The organism is Novosphingobium sp. NDB2Meth1 (genome assembly GCF_900117425.1).
Classification (GTDB): Bacteria; Pseudomonadota; Alphaproteobacteria; order Sphingomonadales; family Sphingomonadaceae; genus Novosphingobium.
This window is the reverse complement of record NZ_FPEH01000012.1, coordinates 61,151-80,834: the sequence shown is the minus strand read 5'-3', so window position 1 is coordinate 80,834 and position 19,684 is coordinate 61,151. Positions and strand designations below refer to the sequence as shown.

The 19,684-nt window shown below is 66.0% G+C and carries 16 protein-coding genes and 1 pseudogene; 4 read left to right on the top strand and 13 right to left on the bottom strand.

Translation table 11 applies throughout. The features are described 5' to 3' along the window. Positions 1-4 precede the first annotated feature (4 nt). The 4 genes and pseudogenes from NDB2M1_RS05185 to NDB2M1_RS21945 form a co-directional block, all read right to left on the bottom strand. Positions 5-616: pseudogene (locus NDB2M1_RS05185) on the bottom strand (NADH-quinone oxidoreductase subunit C); the annotation flags it as partial. A 121-nt stretch (positions 617-737) separates the two neighbouring features. Further along, entirely contained in the window at positions 738-1,295 is a 558-nt protein-coding gene (locus NDB2M1_RS05180) for a NuoB/complex I 20 kDa subunit family protein (protein WP_054120880.1), read from the bottom strand. Continuing rightward, positions 1,292-1,666: an NADH-quinone oxidoreductase subunit A gene (locus tag NDB2M1_RS05175; protein ID WP_143146657.1), complete on the bottom strand. Its 375-nt coding sequence runs from the start codon at positions 1,664-1,666 to the stop codon at positions 1,292-1,294. The genes NDB2M1_RS05180 and NDB2M1_RS05175 overlap by 4 nt, the downstream gene beginning before the upstream one ends. A gap of 198 nt (positions 1,667-1,864) precedes the next feature. After that, positions 1,865-2,614: a prepilin peptidase gene (locus tag NDB2M1_RS21945; RefSeq protein WP_072380245.1), complete on the bottom strand. Its 750-nt coding sequence runs from the start codon at positions 2,612-2,614 to the stop codon at positions 1,865-1,867. 121 nt (positions 2,615-2,735) lie between these two features. Between NDB2M1_RS21945 and NDB2M1_RS05165 the strand changes: the two genes are divergently transcribed. Then, positions 2,736-3,932 carry an acetyl-CoA C-acyltransferase gene (locus NDB2M1_RS05165; protein WP_054120883.1) on the top strand — a complete coding sequence of 399 codons (1,197 nt, stop codon included), beginning with the start codon at positions 2,736-2,738 and terminating at the stop codon, positions 3,930-3,932. A gap of 88 nt (positions 3,933-4,020) precedes the next feature. On the opposite strand, the gene NDB2M1_RS05160 is transcribed toward NDB2M1_RS05165, so the two are convergent. Then, positions 4,021-4,491, bottom strand: coding sequence for an SH3 domain-containing protein (locus NDB2M1_RS05160; protein ID WP_371328185.1), 471 nt, complete (start codon positions 4,489-4,491; stop codon positions 4,021-4,023). 105 nt (positions 4,492-4,596) lie between these two features. Here NDB2M1_RS05160 and NDB2M1_RS05155 point away from each other — a divergent pair, with 105 nt between their 5' ends. After that, on the top strand, positions 4,597-5,625 hold the full coding sequence (locus NDB2M1_RS05155) for a 2-hydroxyacid dehydrogenase (protein ID WP_054120885.1): 1,029 nt from the start codon (positions 4,597-4,599) through the stop codon (positions 5,623-5,625). A gap of 35 nt (positions 5,626-5,660) precedes the next feature. After that, positions 5,661-6,968, top strand: coding sequence for an ammonium transporter (locus NDB2M1_RS05150; protein ID WP_072380781.1), 1,308 nt, complete (start codon positions 5,661-5,663; stop codon positions 6,966-6,968). Between the two features lie 8 nt (positions 6,969-6,976). Here NDB2M1_RS05150 and NDB2M1_RS05145 read toward each other — a convergent pair whose 3' ends face one another. The 7 genes from NDB2M1_RS05145 to NDB2M1_RS05115 form a co-directional block, all read right to left on the bottom strand. Beyond that, positions 6,977-7,672, bottom strand: a complete 696-nt coding sequence (locus NDB2M1_RS05145) for an esterase/lipase family protein (RefSeq protein ID WP_054120886.1) — start codon at positions 7,670-7,672, stop codon at positions 6,977-6,979. Positions 7,673-7,676: 4 nt separating this feature from the next. Further along, complete coding sequence (locus NDB2M1_RS05140; RefSeq protein ID WP_072380241.1) at positions 7,677-9,086, bottom strand: NAD(P)H-dependent flavin oxidoreductase; 1,410 nt, start codon at positions 9,084-9,086, stop codon at positions 7,677-7,679. A 9-nt stretch (positions 9,087-9,095) separates the two neighbouring features. Next, positions 9,096-9,845: a class I SAM-dependent methyltransferase gene (locus NDB2M1_RS05135; RefSeq protein ID WP_072380239.1), complete on the bottom strand. Its 750-nt coding sequence runs from the start codon at positions 9,843-9,845 to the stop codon at positions 9,096-9,098. Then, a complete protein-coding gene (gene prfB / locus NDB2M1_RS05130; RefSeq protein ID WP_054120889.1) occupies positions 9,842-10,969 on the bottom strand; it encodes a peptide chain release factor 2 in 1,128 nt (375 codons plus the stop codon). Before prfB ends, NDB2M1_RS05135 begins: the two co-directional genes overlap by 4 nt. Before the next feature lie 124 nt (positions 10,970-11,093). Next, positions 11,094-11,636, bottom strand: a complete 543-nt coding sequence (locus tag NDB2M1_RS05125; protein WP_054120890.1) for a peroxiredoxin — start codon at positions 11,634-11,636, stop codon at positions 11,094-11,096. 73 nt (positions 11,637-11,709) lie between these two features. Next, a complete protein-coding gene (locus NDB2M1_RS05120) occupies positions 11,710-14,238 on the bottom strand; it encodes a penicillin-binding protein 1A (protein ID WP_072380237.1) in 2,529 nt (842 codons plus the stop codon). 168 nt (positions 14,239-14,406) lie between these two features. Further along, a complete protein-coding gene (locus tag NDB2M1_RS05115) occupies positions 14,407-15,279 on the bottom strand; it encodes an N-acetylmuramoyl-L-alanine amidase family protein (protein WP_231624889.1) in 873 nt (290 codons plus the stop codon). Positions 15,280-15,937: 658 nt separating this feature from the next. Between NDB2M1_RS05115 and NDB2M1_RS05105 the strand changes: the two genes are divergently transcribed. Continuing rightward, complete coding sequence (locus tag NDB2M1_RS05105; protein WP_072380235.1) at positions 15,938-18,688, top strand: Rne/Rng family ribonuclease; 2,751 nt, start codon at positions 15,938-15,940, stop codon at positions 18,686-18,688. Between the two features lie 86 nt (positions 18,689-18,774). Here the strand turns inward: NDB2M1_RS05105 and NDB2M1_RS05100 are convergent, their stop codons facing one another. Then, a complete protein-coding gene (locus tag NDB2M1_RS05100; protein ID WP_371328184.1) occupies positions 18,775-19,332 on the bottom strand; it encodes a class I SAM-dependent methyltransferase in 558 nt (185 codons plus the stop codon). Positions 19,333-19,684 lie beyond the last annotated feature (352 nt).

Here is a 19,684-nt window from a genome sequence, read left to right as displayed (position 1 = left end):
CTTCAGCCTTCTCATCGCCCGGAAGCACATAGTGCGCGCCTTCCCACGGGCTCATGAAATCGAATTGCCGCAAGTCCTGCGCCAGCTCGACCTTCTCGTAGACGACGCGCTTGTCCTCTTCCGAATAGCGCAGCTCGACATAGCCGGTAAGCGGGAAGTCCTTGCGGAACGGGTGGCCCTGGAAGCCGTAGTCGGTGAGGATGCGGCGCAGGTCCGGGTGGCCAGCGAAAAGCACGCCGTAGAGGTCATAGACCTCGCGCTCGTACCAGCTCGCATTCGGCCACAGCCCGGTCACCGTCGGCACCGGAGTCGCCTCGTCGGTCGAGACCTTCACGATCAGGCGGTGGTTCTTCGTGAGTGAAAGCAGGCAATAGACCACCTCGAAGCGCTCGGGACGCGCGGGATAGTCGGCGCCCGCGATGTCCATCAGCTGCTGGTATTCGTGCGTGTCGCGCAGCGCCTGCAGCGCCTCGACCACACGCTCGCGCACGACATGGATCACGATCTCGCCATGCTGCTCGCGCGCGGAGACGATCATGTCGCCCAGCGCGGCGGACAGCGTTTCCAGCACGCCGTCAAAGGGCGAATAGCGGGGGGCGGAATGAAGCACGGTCATGCTCGAGTTCCTTCCGAAAGCGCAGCGCGAACGTGCTTCGACAAGCTCAGCACGAGCGGGGTCGGAGTCGGGATCATAACCAAGGTCCGCTCATCCTGAGCTTGTCGAAGGATCACAGCACTCACCGCTCGATCGTCCCGACGCGGCGGATCTTCCGCTGCAACTGCATCACGCCGTAGAGCAGCGCTTCGGCGGTCGGCGGGCAGCCGGGCACATAGATATCGACCGGCACGATGCGATCGCAGCCGCGTACCACCGAATAGCTGTAGTGATAATAGCCGCCGCCATTGGCGCAGCTGCCCATCGAGATCACATACTTGGGGTCCGACATCTGGTCGTAGACCTTGCGCAGCGCCGGGGCCATCTTGTTGCACAGCGTGCCGGCCACGATCATCACGTCCGACTGGCGCGGGGAAGCGCGGGGGGCGACACCGAAGCGCTCCATGTCATAGCGCGGCATGTTCACATGGATCATCTCGACCGCGCAGCACGCCAGACCGAAGGTCATCCACCACAGCGAGCCGGTGCGGGCCCACTGGAACAGCTCCTCGGTCGAGGTGACGAGGAAGCCCTTGTCCGAAACTTCGGCGTTCAGGCTGTCAAAGAAGGCGGCATCAGGCGCGGTCGGCATGTCCGCCGCGGTGGCCGGGATGATCGAGGAGGTAGGCACGGTGCTCATTCCCAGTCCAACGCCCCTTTCTTCCACGCGTAGATAAAGCCGATAACCAGTTCGAACAGGAAGACCATCATGGTTACCCAGCCGGCCCAGCCGCTTTGCTTGAGGCTCACGGCCCAGGGAAACAGGAACGCCGCTTCAAGGTCGAAGATGATGAACAGGATCGCGACGAGATAGAAACGCACGTCGAACTGGCTGCGCGGGTCCTCGAACGCGGGGAAGCCGCACTCATACTCGCTGAGCTTCTCGGCATTGGGGTTGTGCGCGCCCGTAAGCCGCGAAACACCCATCGGAAGGAACACGAACACGCACGAGAGCGCGAGCGCGATGCCGAGGAAGATGAGGATCGGCAGATATTGCGCGAGATAGGGCAGTTGATCGGCCAAAGGATTGACTCGCCTGTTTCTATGTCGAGCGCGCACTAGTCCCGGTAACCCCTCAGTGCAAGTGCGGCATGACCCGATGAGGCTCAAAATCCAAGCTTTTGTCTGTGGAAGACCGCTGTTTTGGCGGTTTTCTGCGCCCTTTGGCACTGCATACGAATGATTGCCAGGTGATAACGACTTGCAGTATCAAACCCCCTGCCACAGAAACACCGGCCACGCCGCCAGCGCCAGCAAGGTCCCCAGCGGCAGCATCGTGTCAGGCCTGATCTCCCGCCCCGCGCGCCACAGCACTGCGGCCACTGCCAGTCCGCCAAGGCTCGCCACCAGCAGCGTGTGGATCACCCCGAGCGGGCCCAGCCACAGCCCGATGGCGCCCATCAGCGGGGGATCTCCGCCGCCCAGCCCCTCCTGTCCGCGCCACATCAGATAGCCCTGCCCCAGCATCCACAGCGCCGTGAAGCCGAACACGCCGCCGACCATCGACTGGACCAGCACCATCGGGTCGTTCGCCCAGTATCCCATCACCAGCGCAAACAGCGCGCCGCTCGCCCCCAGCAGCGCCGAGAGCTGGCGCGGCAGCCACATGTGGCGCAAGTCCAGCATCGCCAGCAGCAGCAGTTGCCAGCCGAGCATCATCGCCCAGACCGGAAACCAGCTCAGCCAGACAGACACGCCACCGATCAGCGCTCCGCCGAGTTCCGCCCCCAATTGCCAGCGATCGATGGCAGAGCCGCATTCCCGGCACTTGCCGCCCTGGATCACCCATGAAAGAACGGGGACGAGCTCGATCGGCTGCAGTTCCTTGTCGCAGGTGTCGCAGGATGAACGGTCCATCACCATCGGCCGCCCGTCCGGCAGGCGGATCAGCACCAGCCCGATGAAGCTGCCGACAACCGCGCCCACAACCATCCCGAACAGGATGAACACGATCAGCATGCAGTCCCTTCTCGCATAGCTCTGCGTTCCTCGACGCGAATTGAAATCGTCACCCCCGGGGACTACATGAGCCGGACTAACCGGGGCCTGGCGCGGTCCCATAGCACAGGAAGTGTTTCCAATGGCCCAATTCTCCGCTGCCGATCCGGTTGTGATCCTTTCTTTCGCCCGCACCCCGATGGGCGCCATGCAGGGCGCGCTTTCGGATGTCCCCGCCACCCAGCTCGGCGCAACCGCCGTCAAGGCCGCGGTCGAGCGCGCCGGCATCGCGGGCGAGAAGGTCGACCGCGTCTACATGGGCTGCGTGCTCCCCGCCGGCCTCGGCCAGGCGCCTGCGCGCCAGGCCGCGATCCACGCGGGCCTGCCGACTTCGGTCCAGGCGACGACGGTCAACAAGGTCTGCGGCTCGGGCATGCAGGCCATGATCATGGGCGCCGAAGCGCTCGCTTCGGGCACGATCGACATGGTCGTCGCGGGCGGCATGGAAAGCATGACCAACGCGCCCTACCTCCTCAAGAAGCACCGCTCCGGCGCGCGCATCGGCCACGATACGGCCTATGACCACATGTTCCTCGATGGCCTCGAGGATGCCTACGAAGCGGGCCGCGCCATGGGCACCTTCGCGCAAGACACCGCCAACGAATACCAGCTGACCCGCGAGCAGCAGGACGCCTACGCCATCGAATCGCTCCGCCGCGCGCAGACCGCGATTGCCGAGGGTGCCTTCACTGCTGAAATCGCGCCGGTGAAGGTCGTCAGCCGCAGCGGCGAGACCGTGATCGATACCGACGAGGCCCCCGGCAAGGGCAAGCCGGACAAGATCCCTGCGCTCAAGCCCGCCTTCGCCAAGGACGGCACGATCACCGCCGCCACCTCCTCTTCGATCTCGGACGGTGCCGCCGCGCTGGTGCTGACGCGCGAAAGCGTTGCCGCTGCCGATGGCCTGACTCCCGTCGCCCGCGTCGTTGCGATGGCCGCCCATGCGCAGGCGCCCAAGGACTTCACCACCGCTCCGGTCGGCGCCATCACCAAGCTGCTCGACCGTGCCGGGTGGAGCGTTGCCGATGTCGATCTGTTCGAAGTCAACGAAGCCTTCGCCTGCGTCGCGATGTTCGCGATGCACGATCTCGGCATCCCGCACGAGAAGATCAATGTTCACGGCGGCGCGACCGCGCTTGGCCACCCCATCGGCGCTTCGGGGGCGCGCATCGTCACCACGCTGATCGGCGCGCTCCAGCGCCACGGCAAGAAGCGCGGCGTCGCCAGCCTCTGCATCGGCGGCGGCGAAGCGACCGCTGTCGCCATCGAACTGGTCTAAGTCTTTCGGGTCCTCCCCATTTTCCCCTCAGCTTGTCGAAGGGGCAAATGGGGAGGTGGCCCGCCGCAAGGCGGGTCGGAGGGAAAACTCAGTCCGCACCCCACACGGACGCCCTGGCGACAAAGCCCTTGCGTCCGTCGATATCGAACTTGCACCAAGCCGGGCCGCAATCGCCCAGCCTGCCGGTCACTCCGGGCTCGGCACGCCACAGCAGACGGCCCGAACCATCAGAATTCTCGCGAATCTCCGCAATCCCGCCCTTCACGGTCGCGGTGCGGGTGCGCGTCAGGAACTGGGCGAGCATCCACCCGCGCGCGCCGTCGATATCCTCGATCAGGCGCCAGCCGCCGATGGTGCGCAGCACTTTCATCGGCAGCCCGGCACGGACGTAGACCCAGCTGATGCGGTATTCGCGCCCCGGCCCCACGCGCAGGTTGGCAGGCTGACCGCGAAGCGAGGCCCAGTAGGGGCCATTCTCGTCATCCGCCGCGCGCGCGGGCGCTGCCGTCAGCAGCGACAGCAGGATCATGATCGCAAATCGCTTTCCGGACAGAGACACGCTCGACCTTCCTCCCTTGGCGCTGCAAGATCTGCGATACAGCATTCGTCGCACCGGGCAACCGGGTGCTTGACCGCGCGCGCGCATGCGGCATAGCGATAGGCCATGCCTGCCAACCCGCCCAGCACCGACTACCGGACCACCCGCCGGATCGAAGGCCGCCCCCGCGTCTTCGTCACGCGCCGCCTGCTGCCCGAGACCGAGGCGCGCATGGCCGAGCTGTTCGACGTCACGCTCAATCCGGACGACCGCCCCCTGTCGCAGGACGAAATCCGCGCCGCGATGCAGGAAGCGCATGTCCTCGTCCCGACGGTGACCGATCGTATCGACGCCGAACTCATCGCCGCCGCGGGCCCGCAGCTCGGCCTGATCGCCAGCTTCGGCGCTGGCACCGATCACATCGACCTCGCTGCAGCGCGTGCGCGGAAAATCCTCGTCACCAACACGCCCGGCGTGTTCACCGATGATACGGCGGACATGACGATGTCGCTCATCATCGCCGTCTCGCGCCGCCTTGCCGAAGGCGGGCGAGTGATCCGTTCGGGCGACTGGGCCGGCTGGGCGCCTTCCACTCTGCTCGGCCACCGCATCAGCGGCAAACGCCTTGGCATCATCGGCATGGGCCGCATCGGCCAGGCCGTTGCCCACCGCGCCCGCGCCTTCGGGCTGGAGATCGTCTACCACAACCGCCAGCGCCTCCCCGAAGCGTTCGAACGCATGGTCGGCGCGCGCTATGAGGCGGATATCGACACGCTGGTGCGCGAGTCCGATATCGTCACGCTGCATTGCCCCTCCACGCCCGAAACGCACTTCATCATGGACGCGCGCCGCATCGCGCTGATGAAGCCCGAGGCCTATCTGGTGAACACCGCCCGCGGCGACGTGGTCGACGAGAACGCGCTGATCGAGGCGCTGCAGGAAGGCCGCATCGGCGGCGCGGGACTCGATGTCTTCGCGCACGAGCCGAAGATCGACCCGCGCCTGCTCGCACTCGGCAATGTTTCGCTCCTGCCGCACATGGGCAGCGCAACGTTCGAAGGGCGTACAGCATCGGGCGACAAGGTTATTGCCAATATCCGTTTCTGGGCCGATGGGCATCGCCCGCCCGATCAGGTTCTGGAAGGGTGGGCCTAGAACAAGCAAGCGAGTCGCGCGGGGGGAATATGTCGATGAAAAAGGTTTTCGCGGTGGCCCTTGCCGCCGCCGCGCTCGCGCTGCCCGCGCTTGGCCATGCGCAAGGCGTGGAAGCCGTGGACGCGGCCGACAGCGGCGATACCGCATGGCTGCTCGCCTCCTCCGCACTCGTCCTGCTGATGACGCTGCCCGGCCTCACCCTGTTCTATGGCGGCCTCGTCCGCGCCAAGGGCTTCCTCGCGGTTGCCATCCAGATCGGCGCGATTGCCGCGATCACATCGCTGCTGTGGATCGTTGTCGGCTACACGCTCGCCTTCGGTCCTGTCTCGAGCGGCTGGCTCGGCGGCGGTTCGGCATGGATGCTCGGCCAGCTCGGCAATGTGCGCGAAGGCACGCTCGTGCCCGAAAGCGCCTATGCGCTGTTCCAGATGATGTTCGCCGCGATCACGCCCGCGCTTATGGTCGGCGCCTGGGTCGACCGCGCCCGGTTCGGCTGGGTTGTCGCCTTCGCGGCACTGTGGAGCCTCATCGTCTACGCCCCCGCCGCGCACTGGGTCTGGGGCGGCGGCTGGCTGGCGAGCCGGCTCGGCACGATGGACTTTGCGGGCGGCATTGTCGTCCACACCACCGCGGGCGTTTCCGCGCTGGTCGCGGCGCTGCTGCTGGGCAAGCGGACCGGCTTCCCGCGCACCCAGATGCTGCCGCATTCGCCATCGCTCACGATGATCGGCGCGGCCATGTTGTGGGTGGGCTGGTTCGGCTTCAACGGCGGCTCCTCGCTCGCCGCCACCGACGACGCGGCCTCCGCCATCATCAACACCCATGCCGCGGCCTGCACCGCCGCCCTCGCATGGCTCGCCATCGAGAAGATCAGCATCGGCAAGCCGACTTCTGTGGGCTTTGCCACCGGCGCCGTCGCAGGCCTCGCCACCGTTACGCCCGCCGCGGGCTTCATTGCTCCGGGCGCTGCCATCCTGTTCGGTCTTGCCGCAGCGGCTGTCTGCTACCCGATGATCCTGCTGGTGAAGCGCCGCCTCGAGATCGACGACTCGCTTGATGTCTTCGCGGTTCACGGCATCGGCGGCATTGTCGGCTCAATCCTCCTCGCGGTGTTCCTCGAACCCTCGCTCGGCGGCACCGGTTACGCTGAAGGCATGGGCCTCGTCCGCCAACTCTTCGCACAGGCCGCCGGTGTCGGCGCCGTCGCCGCCTGGAGCGCACTCGGCACGGTGATCTGCGCCCTCGCCGTCGCCATGGTCATCCCGATGCGCGTGACCGAGGACGAGGAACGCGAAGGCCTCGACCTTACCAGCCACGGCGAACGCGCGTGGGAGTTCGAGTAAGCGACAGCCTACCCAAGCTCCTCCTTCAGGAGCCCCAGTACCATCCGCACCGCGCCGCTCGCGCTCGCCATTTCGAAGTGCTTGAACGGCACCTCGACCTGCCGGTCCGATTGCCACGCCTCGCCTTCCGCCGAGCGCGGCGCCACGATCCCGTCGCGCCTCGACCACACCGCGATCGTGCGCAGCGGCGGCTTCAAGGACGGGTCCTCGTCAAAGGGCGCCGCATCCACCTTGTGGTCATTGAGCGCTTCATAGGCACGCCAGGCATTGTTCGCGCGGCGATTGCCCGAGAACGGCGATCCGAGCGTCACCACGAGACGGCACGCATCAGGATGGCGCAAGGCGAGGACGCGCGCATAAAGTCCGCCGAGGCTCCAGCCGATCAGCACGACCGGCTGCCCCGTCCGCGCTGCCATATCCTGCAGGCGCTGCTCGAGCCGCGCGATCTGCGCCGGGCGGGCACCGGTGTTCATGCCCTGCCCCCAGCCCTCGGTCACGAACCCGGCCTTTTCCAGCGACCGCCGCAATAGCGCTGTCGCCCGGTCTGACGACAGCAGGCCAGGGATCACAATGACCGGCTGCCCCCGGCCGAACGGCGGCACCACCACCGGCGGGCGCAGCGGCGCGGTGTGAATCTTGGGCAGCGCCAGAAACTCGAGCGCCCAGCGCCAGCGTGGTGGAGCTTTTGCCGGATCCGCCGCCATGCGCTCAGTCGCCCGTCAGAATGCGGTCCACCAATTGCTTCACAGTGGGCGTGAAGTTGTTGGAATAGAACGGGTCCTGCTTGAACCGGTAGGCCGAGTGCCCGGCAAACATCAGGTTCTGGTCGACAGGGCCGCCATGCGCGATGTCCTGCAGCGTCTTCTGGATGCAAAAGCTGCGCGGATCGGCGAGCCGTCCGGTCGTATAGTCATCGTGGTCCTTCCACGAGGAGAACCCGCAGTGCGAAAGGCAGCCCATGCAGTCCTTCTGGTCCTGCTGGATTTCCTCGCGCTCCGCCGTCGTCACGAACACGATCGTATCATCGGGCGTCCGCAACGCATGGGTGAAGCCTGCGCCGAACCATGTGCGGGCACGGTCGCGGTCAGCTGGCGTCACCCAGAAGTTCTTGCCCTTCACGCCGACATCGAGCTGCACCGTGTGCTCACCAGCAGAAACCTTGGAATAGGGAATCTGGCGCTCGGAACGGGCAACCAGCGCCTTGAGGAACGGGTTGATCACGGCGGAGGAATAGAACCCCGTCGGCGAGAACCGGTGCAGCAGCACGTCGCCCTGATCGAGGGTGCGCAGGTGGTCTTTCCACCCCTGCGGAATCGGGCTCTCCTGCGTCAGCAGCGGACGCGTGCCGAACTGGAAGGCAATGCTGCCCAGCTCCTCATTGTCGATCCAGTTGTCCCACTCGCGCAGGAACCACACGCCGCCTGCCATCACGATCGGCACGCTGTCGGGCACGCCCTCCGCGCGCATCACATCGCGCAGCACTTTCACGCGCGGATAGGGATCTTCAGGCTTCTTCGGGTCCTCGGCGTTGGACAGGCCATTGTGCCCGCCCGCCAGCCACGGATCTTCATAGACCACCGCGCCCAGCAATTCGGGAACCTTGTGATAAGCCCGCTTCCAGAGAGCGCGGAAGGCGCGGCCCGAGGAAACGATCGGCAGGTAGTTCACCGCATGGCGCGCCGCGATCTCGGCCAGCTTGTAGGGCATGCCCGCGCCGCAGGTCACGCCTGCAACGAGGCCGCGCGTCTTTGCCAGCACGCCTTCGAGGATCGGCTGCGCGCCGCCCATTTCCCACAGGACGTTGATGTTGATCGCGCCCTTGCCGCTGGCGAGCTCATAGGCGCGCTTTACCTGCTCGACCGCGCCGTCGATGCCATAGCGGATCAGCTGTTCATGCCGCTCGCGCCGCGTCAGCTGGGTATAGACCTGCGGGATGATCTTGCCGGTCGGATCATAACTATCCGCGTTAACCGCACTCACTGTGCCGATGCCACCCGCCGCAGCCCATGCGCCCGAGCTCATGTGATTGGTCGCGGCAACACCCTTCCCACCCTCGACAAGCGGCCACACTTCGCGGCCGCCATACCGGATCGGATTCAAACCTTTGAACGCAGACATCGTCTTCCCTCAGAGACCCCCAACCTTGCCGCCGCTGGCCGTCGCGCCAACATGGCATGATCGCATCCGGCTCGGCTCAGGTGGCCCGCTGCCCACGGGTACGAACTGAGCAAGATAGCCCGATACATTCGGCTTACGGCGAAACGCAGACAAGCGAAAGCCCGCTGTCTCGAATTCGCAAAAAAGGAGCGCGGGCGGCGTGCCGTGATCAGCAGTCGGCCGGTCCGCATCGACCACGATGATCGACCCGCCCGGCTTCAAGGCAGGCCACATCCGCCACAGGAACGGATAGGGCTCGGCGATCTCGTGGTACATGTGGATCATGAACACCCGGTCGAAGCTTTTGGGCGGCAGGCGCGGATCATCGGGCGCGCCCTGCTTTATCGATACCGAAGTCAATTGTTCCCGCTCGATGCGCGAGCCCAGACGCCCGAGGGCGCCTTCGTCGATATCCTGTGCCAGCACGCGGCCCTTATCGCCCACCCGCGCGGCAAGGCGCACGGTGTAGTAGCCCTCGCCCGCACCGATATCGGCGACCGTCATGCCTGGCGCGACTTCGGCTTCGTCCATCACGCTCTGCGCTTCGCCCTGCCGGTCGCGCAGTTCCTCGTTCGACCACTGCGTCGAGACAACCCTCGCGACCGGCCGGTCCGCGCGCGGAAACGCGCGGTTCTGCGGCGCGCGGTCGGTATCTACGGCATCGGCGCGGCAGGCCGCCAATGCCAGCAGCCCCGCCACGACGACGAAGCGCGTGCTCAATCGTCGTCTTCCACGGTCACCTTCTCGCCCGTCACCCGCTGCGCCAGTGCGGCGGCCATGAACGGATCGAGCGCGCCGTCGAGCACGTCGGTCGGGTTGGTGCTGACCACGCCCGTCCGCAGGTCCTTCACCTGCTGATAGGGCTGCAGCACGTAGGAGCGGATCTGGTGGCCCCAGCCGATCTCGGTCTTGGCGGCATATTCGCCGCTCGCCGCCGCTTCGCGCTTGGCGAGTTCCGCCTCATAGAGCCGCGCCTTGAGCATCCCCATCGCGGTCGCGCGGTTCTTGTGCTGGCTGCGGTCGATCTGGCTCGCCACAATGATGCCCGAGGGCACGTGCGTGATGCGCACCGCCGAGTCGGTCGTGTTCACGTGCTGACCGCCGGCGCCGGAGGCACGGTAGGTATCGATCCTGAGGTCGGCCGGATTGATCTCGATCTCGATGTTGTCGTCGATCTCGGGATAGACCCAGACCGAGCTGAACGAGGTGTGCCGCCGCGCCGAGCTGTCATAGGGACTGATGCGCACCAGCCGGTGCACGCCGCTCTCGGTCTTGGCATAGCCGTAGGCGTTCTCGCCCTTGATCAGCAGCGTGGCAGACTTGATCCCGGCCGCTTCCCCCGCGTGATAATCGAGCAGGTCGACCTTGAACCCGTGCCGCTCCGCCCAGCGCGTATACATGCGCTGGAGCATTTCGGCCCAGTCCTGGCTCTCGGTACCGCCGGCGCCCGCGTGAACTTCGAGGAACGCGTTGTACCCGTCCGCCTCGCCCGCAAGCAGCGCCTGGACCTTGTCCGCATCCGCCCGCTCGGCCAGCGCGGCCAGTGTGGCGAGCCCTTCCGCTACCGTCGCGTCATCGCCTTCCATCTCGCCAAGTTCGACGAATTCGATGGCATCGGCCATTTCCGCGCTGATCTCGTTGACCGCACCGATCGACGCCTCAAGCCGCCGCCGCTCGCGCATCACCGCTTCGGCCTGCTTGGGATCGTCCCACAGCTTCGGATCCTCGACCCGCGCGTTCAGTTCATCAAGACGGCGGACAGCGCGGTCCCAGTCAAGGAACTTGCGCACCAGCCGCAGCGCAGCCTCGATGCGGTCGATATGGGCCTGCCCTTCGGCACGCATGACGCTTCTCACTCCAGATAGCGGGAGCCTTGCCGCTGCATGCAGCGGGGCGGCTTTTGAACCGAAGCCGCTTAGCGAAGCCGCGCGCCTTGTAAAGAGCGTAGGGGCTCCGCCTCTCCCGCGTTCAGCCCTTCTTGAGCTTCTGCACGGCTTCCAGCGTCAGCTTCACGTGGTCCTTGTAGTCCATGTCCGAGTGGACCATCACGATCTTGCCGTTCTTGGCGATCACATAGCTGGTGCGCTTGGTGAGGCCGCTCGCAATGCCCGCCACCTTCAGCGAGACGTCATAGGCCTTGATCACGTCCTTGGTCGCGGCGGCGACAGCGAACTTGTCGCGGCATTCGGCGGTTGAAAACTTCTGCAGCGTGGGCAGATCATCGTTCGACATGCCGAGCACGGTCGCCCCGGCCTTGGCGAAATCCGCCGTCGCCTCGGCAAAGGCATGCGCTTCCATCGTGCAGCCCGAGGTAAAGGCCTTCGGATAGAAATAGAGCACGACCGGGCCCTTCGCGAGCATGGCCTTGAGGTTCACCTTCATCGGCTTGCCAGCCAGCGCGCCCATCGTGGTGAAGTCCGGCGCGACGGCGCCTTGCGCGAGTTCCGCATTGGCAGCGGCGGGGACAAGAAGGGCGAGCGCCGCAGCAGCGGCCAGAACATGCTTGATCATGCCGCGCAGCCTATCAGCAACAATGCCGAGCCGGAACCGGCAAATGGTGCAGTGAGCTCAGTAGATCCCGCCCCTAGTAAATCCCGCCTTTGTCCTCGACGAAATCGCCCTCCTCGACCGGAACGTCATCGCCGCCCGCATCACCCTTCGCCGCGCGCGCCTTGCGGATCGCCTCGAGCACCGCGTCCTTCAGCGTCTGGTCCTCGGGCCGGAACGTGCGCGTCGGCTCGCTGTTGGGCTTGAACGCTTCCCAGATCACCGAGGCCTGCCGCACGTAGTCCTCCGGTGTCCCGCCGAACACCTGCCGCCCGCTCACCCGGTCGATCTTCACCATCCGGATGCCTTCGGGCACGGTGAAGGGCGTATCGCTCCAGCGCTTGCGGGTCGCGATCACGAAGTCCTTGAAAATCGGCGCCGCGATCCGCCCACCCTGTGCATAGCCGCCCAGGCTCCTCGGCTGATCATAGCCGAGATACAGCGCGCTCACGATATCGGGCGAGCCTCCGGCGAACCACACGTTGGTCGGGCCTGATGTCGTGCCCGTCTTGCCGAACAGGGGCAAATGCAGGTCGGCCAGCGTCAGCGCGGTGCCGCGCACGACCACGCCTTCGAGCATATGCACTACCTGATAGGCGGTGCGCGGATCGAGCACCTGCTTGCCGGTCGGCTTCATCCGAGGCATCGCCTTGCCGTCCCATTGCGCCATGTTGCAAGCGCCGCAATCGCGGTTGTCCGCCTTCCAGATCACCTTGCCATTGCGGTCCTGGACGTAGTCGATCAGCGTCTGCTCATGCTGGCGGCCATGGTTGGCGAGCGCGGCATAGGCATTGGCCATCCGCGCCGCCGTCGTGTCGCCCGCGCCCAGCGCCATCGAGAGGTAGGGCTGATAATCGCCGATCCCCATCCCCTTGATCGTGCGGACCACCTTGTCCATGCCGACATCATTGGCGATGCGCACGGTCATCAGGTTGCGCGATTGCTCGAGGCCCCAGCGCATCGTGTGGCTGCCCGATCCGCCTTCGTTGCCGAAGTTCCTGAAGCACTTCTGCCCCAGCGCCGCGCCCTGATAGACGCAGAACGTGCCATCGAGCACCATCGAGGCCGGGGTCATCCCGTTATCCAGCGCGGTGGCATAGACGAACGGCTTGATCGTCGATCCCGGCTGGCGCACCGCCTGCGTCGCCCGGTTGAACGAGCCCAGCCGCGCGTCGAACCCGCCCTGCATCGCGAGCACGCGGCCGTTCTGCGGGTCTTCGACCACCATGCCGCCCGAAACTTCCGGGATCACCCGCACCGACCAGCCCCCGCCCGAAGGCGCCGCCGCGATCACGTCACCTGCCTTCATCGCCTGCGGCATCGCCCAGAGCGGCCCGGTGCTGCCATCGGCAAACCCGATGCGCCCGTCATTCCCGCGCCGCGAGAGCACCACGCCGATGCGCCAGTCCTGATAGCGGATCGAAAGATTGCTGGTGATCAGTTCAGACTGCCAATTGCCGGAAACGTCCAGCCTGGCGATCGGCCCGCTCCACGCGCGTCCGCCGCTGAACCGCACGAGGCCCGTCCGCAGCGCGTTTTGTGCCGCCGTCTGCAGCTCGGTATCGAGCGAAGTGCGCACCCACAGCCCGCCCGCATACACGCTGTTCGGCCCGTTCTCGGCATTCTCGCCGAACTTGTCGATCAACTGGCGGCGCACTTCCTCGAGGAAATAGCCCGCATCCGCCGTGAAGTTCTCCGCCCGCCGCGGTACGAGGCCCAGCGGCTGCGCTTTGGCCTCGGCTGCTTCGGCGGCGGTCGCCCAGCCGTTCTTGACCATCTGATCGAGCACATAGGCCCGCCGCTCCAGCGCCTTCTCGGCAAACTTGGCGCGGCCATACGTCTCCGGCGCCTTGGGCAGGATAGCGAGGAACGCCACCTCATGCAGCTTGAGATCGCCCACGTCCTTGTCGAAATAGGCCCGCGCCGCCGCCTGCACGCCAAAGCTCTGCCGCCCCAGCGGAATCTCGTTGAGATAGAGCTCAAGGATCTGCTGCTTTGTCAGCACGCTCTCGATGCGCCGCGCGAGGATCATTTCCTTGAGCTTGCGCGTGACCGAGTATTCGTTGCCGATAAGGATGTTCTTGGCGACTTGCTGCGTGATCGTCGAACCGCCGCGCGCACGCTCGCCCGATCCGAACTTCATCGTGTAATCGACCATCGCGCCGATCAGGCCGGTGATATCGACCCCGCCATGGCTGAAAAACGACTTGTCCTCGGCGGCCAGAAACGCATGGATCAGCGGCTCGGGAAAATCGACATAGCGCAGCTGCACCCGCCGTTCGCGCGCATAGCTGGAGACGATCTCGCCATCATTGCCGCGCACCATCGTCGGCAGCGGCGGCTGATAGGTCAGCAGCTTGTCGGCCGAGGGCAGCGTGCGGATCACCGTGACCCACAGGATCAGGTAGAGCACCGCCAGCACGCCCAGCGCATAGCCCGCGCGCCGCACCCACACCTGCCCGCGCCACAGCTCGCGCGCCCGGCCCAGCAGCCCCGCCGCATCGCGCTGGATACGCCAGCGCACCGAAGTACCGTCGGAACCAGGAAGGTCAGGATCATTCGCCATCTGCCGCGCGCCTTAGCATGGCCCTTTGCGGGAATGCCAGTGGCTGCGAAAGTTGGCCCCTCATTCGACACCCGTACTTGACACAGAGCCCAGCTTCCCCCCTTACCCGTCACCCCGGACTTGATCCGGGGTCCCGCTTTGCAGCAAGTGCCGCGCCCCTCCCCGAAATCAGGGAGCCGCCGCCACCAAATTCGTCCGCGCAAGATAAATCTCGATCGCCGATGCCACGGCCTTGGCAAACCCCCGCCGCCATTCGGGGCTGCTCAGCGCCCGCGCGTCGTCCGGGCTGCTGATATAGCCCGCCTCGATCAGCGCCGAGGGCAGGTCGAGCGACTTGAGCACCACGAAGGCCGCCTCGCGCTCGGGGTCCTTGTGGAAGCGCACCGCGGCCTGCCCCTCGCGCAGCACCAGCGCGCCGAAGGCCTTGGAGCGCTCGCGCATCTCGCGCTGCGAGAGGCTGACGAGAATGGCGGTCACCGCATCGGATTTGCCGCCGAGCTCCACGCCGTTCACCGTATCGGCCTTGTTCTCGCGCTTCGCCACCGCATCGGCCACCGCATCCGAGCCGCGGTCGGACAGGGTGTAGACCGTCGCCCCGGTCGCGTCGGGCGATTCCGAGGCGTCGGCGTGGATCGAGACGAACAGGTCCGCCTTCAGCCGCCGCGCGATGCCCGAGCGTTCTTCCAGCGCGAGGAAGCGGTCTTCGTCGCGCGTCAGCGCCACGCGCACGCGTCCGTCGGCCAGCAGCGCCTCGCGCAGCGAGAGCGCGAGCGCCAGCGTGAGCGCCTTTTCCTTCTCGCCGCGCTGCCCGCTGGCGCCGGGATCGTGGCCGCCGTGCCCGGCATCGATCACCACCAGCGGACGGCTGGCATCGGCGGGCCCTTGGATCTTGGGCAGCCCGACCTCGCCGCGCGTGGAGGGCAGCGCAACACGGATCACCGAGGACGGCGCGTGCGCTGGCGCCGCATAGGCCATGGCGAACAGGATCGCGGCTGCCGTCACCACGGCCAGCGGCACGCCCAGCACTACTGCAATCAGCACACGCCCTCTCATGGCGCGCGGCTATGCCTTGCTTGACGCCAAACGGTCCAGCAGGAATTGTGGCGAGTCAATCCGACCGCAGCGAGGCCGCGTCCTCCCCAAGTGTGACTCGCTGTCATGGTTTTAATTGCTGGTTGGGAAATCCGGTGCTAGCAGTGCCAATCTGGAACGAGCCCGGATCGGCCTCGGCTCCGCCCCCGAACTTACGCTGCAAGGCCTTCGTGCATATCGCAGAGCATCGGGACAAGGCGCTGCTGCGGAACGATTTTCAGCCCGAACCTGAAGTACTTGCGAAGCGGGAACCCGGCTGTGTCCGCCCCTTTCGCACCTGAGGTTGATGTCTTGATGGAAAGCCGTGCAACGTTCGAGCCGAGGAGCCCTTCAGGGGCCCGCACCGGCTTGGCGTGCACCGGTCCGTGCCTGTCGCCACGGACCATCCACGGGGCAGACACGCAAGAACCGCCGCCGGGCGGCGAGCGCCATGGACACGCAAAAGCGGCCATCCCCGCGCTCCGAACCGGCACATCCGCATTCGCGAAACGCCTCCAAGCCGTCCCGGTCGCAACCGGGCCCGGCGCTGACGGCTATCGCGCTTTCACATTGAACCGCGCCCAGAACCCGGGTTCACGCCCGAGGCCGCGCGGCTGGAGACTTTATAATGACCACGCGCATGCTGATCGATGCGCGCCACCAGGAAGAAACCCGGGTGGCGGTGCTCAATGGCAACAGGATTGAAGAGTTCGATTTTGAATCTGCCGATCACAAGCAGATCAAGGGCAACATCTATCTCGCCAAAGTAACCCGCGTCGAACCGTCGCTGCAGGCGGCGTTCGTCGATTTCGGCGGCAATCGCCACGGCTTCCTCGCCTTCAGCGAAATCCACCCGGATTACTACCAGATTCCCAAGGAGGACCGCGAGGCCCTGCTGGCGGAAGAAGCCGCCCACGCCGAGGAGGAAGCCGCGCTGCGCGCTGCCGATGAGGCAGAGGAAGGCGACCTCGACGACGAGGACGGCGGCTACGATTACGAGGGCGACGAAGGCGTCACCGAGGTCGACACCTCGGAGAAAGACGAAGTCGCCACGATCGAAGGCGGTGTGGTCGAGAACGGCTTCTCGGACGATGCAGGCGACGAGCAGGGCGAAGAAGCTTCGGACGACGACGGTGAAAGCCGCTCGCGCCGTCCCCGCCGCCAGCGCGCACCGCGTGCCCAGGCGCGCGAGGCCGATGATCTGCGCGCCCGCCGCATGGCGCTGCGCCGCCGCTACAAGATCCAGGACGTGATCCAGCGCCGCCAGGTGCTGCTCGTCCAGGTCGTCAAGGAAGAGCGCGGCAACAAGGGCGCCGCCCTCACCACCTACCTCAGCCTCGCTGGCCGCTACTGCGTGCTGATGCCGAACTCGAGCCATGGCGGCGGCATCAGCCGCAAGATCAACTCGGCGGCAGACCGCAAGCGCCTCAAGTCGATCATGGCGGAGCTTGAGCTGCCCCGCACGATGAGCTGCATCGTCCGCACCGCCGGCCTCCAGCGCACCAAGCCCGAGATCAAGCGCGACTTCGACTATCTCGCCCGCCTGTGGGACGAGATCCGCGAACGCACCCTGAAGTCCTCCGCGCCCGCGCTGATCCATTCGGACAGCGACCTCATCAAGCGCGCGATCCGCGACATCTACAATCGCGACATCGAGGAAGTGGTGGTCGAAGGCGAGCAGGGCTACCGCGCCGCCAAGGACTTCATGAAGCTGCTCATGCCCAGCCACGCCAAGCGGGTGAAGCAGTACGCCGATCCGGTGCCGCTGTTCCAGCGCTACGGCGCCGAGGACCAGCTCACCGCGATGTACGATCCGGTCGTTCAGCTGAAGAGCGGCGGCTACCTCGTGATCAACCCGACCGAGGCGCTCGTCTCGATCGACATCAACTCGGGCCGCTCGACCAAGGAGCATGGCATCGAGGCGACGGCCGTCAGCACCAACCTTGAAGCCGCGCGTGAAATCGCCCGCCAGCTGCGCCTGCGCGACATGGCCGGCCTTGTCGTGATCGACTTCATCGACATGGAATATGGCTCCAACGTCCGCAAGGTCGAGAAGGCGATGAAGGACGCGCTGCGCAATGATCGCGCGCGCATCCAGGTCGGCCGTATCTCGGGCTTCGGCCTCATGGAAATGAGCCGCCAGCGCCTGCGCACCGGCGTTCTCGAAGCGACGACCCGTGCCTGCCCGCACTGCGATGGCTCGGGCCTCGTGCGGACCGCCTCGTCGGCAGGTCTTTCGGCGCTGCGCATGATCGAGGACGAAGCGGCCAAGGGCAAAGGCACGATCATCTCGCTCTATGCCAGCCAGGAAGCAGCGATCTACGTGCTCAACGCCAAGCGCGCCGATCTTGCAGAGATCGAACACCGCTATGGCGTCTCGGTCGAGGTGATCCCCGAAGGCGAGAACGAAGGCGCCAAGATGCGCGTCGCCTCGCGCGGGCCCAAGCCCTCGTTCGTGCCGCGCTTCGAACCGATCATCGAGCCCGAAGAGGACGTGATCGAAGAGGAAGATTACGCCGACGAGGAAGAAGCCGAGGGCGACGACGAGCCGCGCGGCGAGCGCCGTGAACGCGGCGAGCGCGATGATGGTGATGGTCGCCGCAAGCGCCGCAAGCGCCGGCGGGGCCGTGGCCGCGATCGTGAAGGCGGCGAGAACACCCAACCCGCGTCCGTTGAAGGCGAATCCGAAAGCGAAGACGAGGAAGGCGAAGACAGCGAGCACAGCGAAGGCGGTGAACGTGGCGACGAGCGCGGACCGCGCAAGCGCCGCCGCCGCGGTCGTCGTCGGCGCGGTGGTCGCGGCGATGGCGAGACGCAGAGCAGCGACGCCGATGCGACCGAGTCGGAAGCCGAGGCTGGCGAATCGGCCGAAACCGTCGAGGCTGCGGAAGCTGCTGTCGAGGCCCCTGCCCCTGAAGCTGTTGTCGAGGAAGCGCCTGCCAAGCCGCGCCGCAGCCGCCGCAAGAAGGCCGATGCCGAAGTTGTCGAGGCCGAAGCGGCAGCGCCTGATGCTGCAGCGGAGCCCTTAGCGGCGGCAATCGAGGTGGAAGCGCCCGCCAAGCCCAAGCGAACGCGGCGCAAGAAGGCCGACACGGCCGAGGCCGAGGCGCCTGTCGCGGAGGACGCCGTCGAAGCGCCCGCGGTGGAGCCGGAAGCGGAAGCGGGAGCGGAAGCACCGGCCAAGCCGAAGCGCACACGCCGCAAGAAGAGCGAATCGGCTGAAGTCGAAGCGCCTCAGCCGGATGCGCCAGTTGCCGAAGCTCCGGCGCAAGATGCTGCGTCGGAAACTGCGGCCGAGGCTCCGGCCGCACCGGCTCCGGCAGACGAGAAGCCGGGCGAACCGCGCCGCGGCTGGTGGCAGCGCACCTTCGGCGCCTGATCAGGCCCGAAGAACGCCCCACGAAGAAAGGGCCTCCCCGGCACGCCAGCCGGGGAGGCCCTTTCCGCTTCAACCGGCAATTGGGCTCAGGCCACCCGCGTCGCGGCCCCCCACTCCATCCACGCCGCCCAGCGCGGAGTGCCATCGAGATAGCCCTGCCCGATCGGCGAGACATCAAACCCGGCATGGCGCACGGCCCCGGTAATCGGCCGGGTCAGATGGCAACCACCGGCAATCGGCTTCCAGAACGGTTCGATCCGCTGCTGCCAGCGCTGCACGTCCGCATCGGGCGCGCTGCCGTGCTCGAGAAACAGGAACTGTCCGCCGGGCTTCAGGATGCGCTTCATTTCCGAAAGCACGCGCTGCGGATCGCTGACCGAACACAAGGTGTAGGTGCACACCACTGTATCGAAACTCTCGCTGGCGAAGGGAATCGCCTCGCCTACGCCATGGCGAATGTCCGCAGTCCAGCCCTTCCTTGCAGCCTCTGCCCGCGCGAAATCGAGCAGCTTTTCAGAGGGATCGATCCCGGCAAAAGAGGTGACTGCAGCAGTATCATAGAACTGCTGGTTGTAACCGCCGCCGCAGCCGATCTCGAACACTGCTCCGCGCGCCTTGGGCACCACTTCCGCGCGCAGGTCCATGATACCGGGCGCACCGCAGCATGTGCGTATCAACCGTGGCACCATGTGCCGATCCCAGAATGCCCTCAAACCCATCGCTTGCGCCCTCTCCTCTCCAGCCATCGCTGTTGTTGCACGGCCAAGCGTTGCGTCACAAGCGCCCGGCGTTCACGACTTCATGAGTCGAAACTTTGCCGCAATGTTTCTCCAAGCATCTAAAAAGATCGGACTGCGAGAGACATGCCTTTGTTTAGGCTGCAGAATTTTCTCCATTTCCGGCGGTGCCGCGCTTGTCACGTTAGGGGATTGTTAGAAAATTGTGCGTAGATAGGTCCCTGCTCACCACGAAGACACGAGGGGTGGGTGGCGCGTG